The 4136-nt window shown below is 68.1% G+C and carries 2 protein-coding genes; one reads left to right on the forward strand and one right to left on the reverse strand.

Annotation, left to right across the window (positions count from 1 at the left end; translation table 11 throughout):
* Positions 1-106: 106 nt before the first annotated feature.
* Positions 107-1903: a tetratricopeptide repeat protein gene (locus I71_RS14040; protein WP_042695475.1), complete on the forward strand. Its 1797-nt coding sequence runs from the start codon at positions 107-109 to the stop codon at positions 1901-1903.
* Positions 1904-2060: 157 nt separating this feature from the next.
* On the opposite strand, the gene I71_RS14045 is transcribed toward I71_RS14040, so the two are convergent.
* Positions 2061-4136 (reverse strand): methyl-accepting chemotaxis protein (locus I71_RS14045; protein ID WP_042695476.1); only part of this gene is annotated, 2076 nt, incomplete at its 5' end.

Below are 4136 nucleotides of genomic sequence, written 5' to 3' on the forward strand. Positions count from 1 at the left end.
TAAACCCTGCATGCTGAAGTTGATCGCGTGTTCCTAAAACAGGGTAAACAGCATGGGACGACGGCTTCCGGGGACTGGGGCCGCCCCGACAGCAAGGACGTGCATCATGGACCAGATCGAGCAGACGTTGGCCGTCGCAACGGAACATCACCGCGCCGGCCGCACCGCGGAGGCCGAGCGGCTGTACCGCGACGTGCTGGACGCTTCGCCCGGCCATCCCGACGCCCTCCACCTGCTGGGGATCATTGCCCTGCAATCAGGCCGTGCCGACGAGGCGGTGGACCGGATCGCCCAGGCGGTGGCCGGCGACGATTCGTCACCCCTGTTCCACGCCAATCTGGGCCACGCCCTGCATGCGTCCGGCCGCCATCGCGAAGCGGCCCTGAGCTTCGCCCGTGCCCTGACGCTGCTGACCAACCAGGGCGAGGGCTGGGGCAATGTCGGCGCGCTGGCCAACCTGATCCGCCGCTATGACGACGACATCCGCGCGGCCGCCGCAGCGGAGGTCGACGCGAACTATTCCATGAGCGACGTGATGCGTCGCCAGTCCCTGCTGTTCCTGCTGACCGGCGATGTCGCCTATTACCGCACCCTGGTGAACACGGCGTTGGAAGACCCGCTGCGCTTCTCCGTCCCGTCGATGCACTATGCCTATTGGGGCATCGCCATGCGGCTGTTCCACGGCGATGTCCGCAAGGGCGATGCCGCAGCCTTCACCAGCAACGAGTTCCGCCGCTTCTACCGCCTGCTGGTGGAGGAGACGGCACGCCGCTACGGCCTGGACGCCCACCTGCGCCGCGTTGCGCCGCGCGCCACGGTGAAGCGGGTGGCGCTCATCACCAACCAGATGCTCGGCGAAGGGCATCAGCCGACCGCCGATGCCTTCGACTATGCCCGCCGGCTGCAGGACGATCATGGCTGCGTGGTGCTGATCATCAATCCCAACGCCATGGCGGTGGAGGGGGAGAACGGCTTCGTTCCGGAATACAGCTACAACGTCACCCAGGAGTATGACGGCGAACAGACCATCAACGCCCATGGCGCCAGAATCCGCATGATGTCCTTCCCGCAGCCGCGCTTCGACGAGGAAAAACTGACCGCCGTCGTCGATGCGGTGGAACGGTTCGACCCCGACGTGATCGTCGCCTTCGGCGGCTCCAACACGGTGGCCGACCTGTTCGCCCACACCCGGCCGGTGGTGTTCCTGCCGACATCGAGCGGCCTGCCGCCTTCGCGTGCCACGCTGCTGCTGGGCTATGCGGCGGAGGACAGCGCCGCCGGCTGGCCGGCGGACGCGCGGACCCGTTTCCGTCCCTTCTCCTTCGGCTGGACGCTGCCGGATGCCGGCCCCGCGCGCAGCCGCGGCGATTTCGGCCTGCCGGCAGAAGGGCCGCTTTATGTCATCGTCGGCAACCGCCTGGACCAGGAGGTCGGGCCGGAGTTCCTGGAGACGCTCGACCGCCTGCTCGACCGCGTGCCCGGCGCACAGATCGCCTTCGCCGGTGCGGTGTCAGAGTTGCCCGGCCGGATCTCCGCCGCCCGCAACGGGGCGCGGATGCATGCGCTGGGCAATGTCGAGGGGATTCGCGGGCTGTACCGCGTTGCGACCGTCTACCTGAATCCACCGCGCCAGGGTGGCGGCGGCAGCGCCGCCTTCGCCCTGGCGGACGGGCTGCCCGTGGTGAGCTATCCCCAGGGTGATGTCGCCTGCATTGCCGGAGACGCGATGACCGTCCCCGACGAAGCGGCTTTCCTGGAGCGTGCGGCAGTGCTTGGACAGGATGCCGCCGCACGGGCGCAGGCGGCGGACGCGGCGCGCACCCGCTTCGCCGGAACGGCAGACCGCGCGCGGTCGGTGGAAAAACTGCTGGACTATGCGCGCGAGGCGCAGGGGCTGTACTGAAATGCGCCCGGTTCGAGCGGAGTTGCTTGAACCGGGTGCATTCCGGAGCCTTACCCGGCCGTCATCCCTGCCGTTACGCCTATGTGCAGAGGCGGGGACGACGGACACTCCTTAGAAAGTCCATAGTTACCGCCCTGCCCGACGGCACGACAGGATTTCAGGCCGCGCGGATGCCGGCAAGGAAGGTCTCGACCTCCCGCCGCAGATCCGATGCCTGCCGGGTCAGCCCGCTGGAGGCGCCGAGAACCTGCGATGCCGCCTGCCCGGTCTTCGCAGCCGCCTCATGCACCTGCGCGATGTTGCCGCTGACTTCGCCGGTGCCTTGGGCCGCCTGCTGGACGTTGCGGGAGATCTCCGCCGTGGTGGCGCTCTGCTCCTCGATGGCGGCGGCAATGGTCGCGGCGATCTCGTTCATCACACCGATGGTCCCACCGATCCCCTCGATGGCGCTGACCGTGCCCTGGGTGGCGGCCTGGACGCTGTCGATCTGGGCGGAAATGTCCTCCGTCGCCTTGGCGGTCTGGTTGGCCAGTTGCTTCACCTCGCTCGCCACCACGGCAAAGCCTTTCCCCGCCTCGCCGGCACGGGCGGCTTCGATCGTGGCGTTCAGCGCCAGCAGGTTGGTCTGGCTGGCGATGTCCTGGATCAGCTTGACCACCTCGCCGATGCGCGCGACCTCTCCGGCCAGATTGCGGACGGAACCGGTGGTGCCCTGCGCCTCGCGCACCGCCTGTGACGCCACGCTGTTGGAACGGGACACCTGTTCGCCGATCTCGCGGATCGAGGCCGTCATCTCCTCGGTCGCCGAAGCCACGGTCTGGACATTCATGGACGTCTGTTCCGCCGCCGCGGTGGAGGCGGAGGCCTGCCGGCTGGTCTCCTCCGCCAGCAGGGTCATCGAGCTTGCGGTCTCGCTCAACTGGGCGGAGGCGCCGGAAACGCTGCTCAGGATGGCCGAGACGGTGCGGTCGAAATCCCGCACCATCCGTTCGACCGCGGCGGTGCGCGTCTCGCGGGCGGCGCGCTGGGTCTCCTGTTCGGCCTCCAGCCGCACGCGCTCCACGGCACTTTCCTTCAGCACCTGGATGGCCCGCGCCATCGCGCCGATCTCGTCCTTCAGCTTGGAATAGACGATGTCGACGCCGAGGTCGCCGCCGGCCAGACGCCCGACGGCGGAGGTCAGGGTTCCCAGGCGCCGGGTGACCTGGACCGACAACACGATCAGCACGATGGCGAAGGTCATGCAGACCGCGGCCAGAACCGCGCCGGCGAGAATCAGCTGGGTCCAGGCTTCGGCGATGCTGTCGCCGTTCAGGTCATGTGCAACGGCGAGCGCGGCGTCCCGCATCACCAGGATGTTGTTCAGCATCGGCGTCACCCAGGGGCGCCAGTCGGCCAGGGGCACCGGCGGCGCCGCGCCCTTTCGCGCGGCGTCGATCACGCTTTGAATGCGCTGCTCCCCTTCCGTCATCATGGTGGTGCGCACATGGTCCAGTGCTTTGGTCAGTTCCGGCGGATTGCCGAGGTTCAGCACCGCCTGCTGCATCATCTGCCACAGCAGGGCGACCTTGCCGGTTATTTCCGTCGCAGCCTGCAAACGGTCCGGCCCGAACGGCAGGCCGGCGACGAACAGTCCGACGGAGGCCGACCGGGCGCCGCCGATGTCACGCATGTCCTGCGCCAGGCGCGCCAGATTGACATGCCCGAACAGGTCCGGGCTGTTGACGGTGGTGGAGCGGTAGGTGTCGTCGATCGCCTTGCCGACATTCTGGTTGGCAGCGGCGAGGGCATCCACCGTTGCGGCGGTGATGCTGGCCGGACGGGCGGATTTTGCCTGTTCCGCCGCCTGCCGGGCAGCGGTACGCGCGGCCTTCAACTGGTTGACCGCGGTGACAACGGGGCTGACGGACAGGCCGGCGGCTTCGATTTGCGCCTTCGCCTTGTCCAGCGCGGCATCGGTGGCGGCGACGGCGGCGTCCAACGGCTTGGTCGTGGTGGCGTCCAGCGGCTTGTCGCTGTCGAACGCAACCGCCCAGCGCCCGCGCTCGCTTGCCAGCGCGGGACCGATCTGGAGGGTGGCCTCGAAGGCGTAGAGCGACCGTTCCGTCCGATGTCGCTGCTGCAGGGTTTCGACGGCATTCCAGGCCAGAACGACAGCCATGCAGATCGGGAAGGCGGCAATCAAGATGTTGGCGCACAGGATTTTTGCGCGAATATTCATGCGGCATGTCCC

Source organism: Azospirillum sp. B506 (assembly GCF_000333595.1).
In the GTDB taxonomy this organism is placed as follows: Bacteria; Pseudomonadota; Alphaproteobacteria; order Azospirillales; family Azospirillaceae; genus Azospirillum.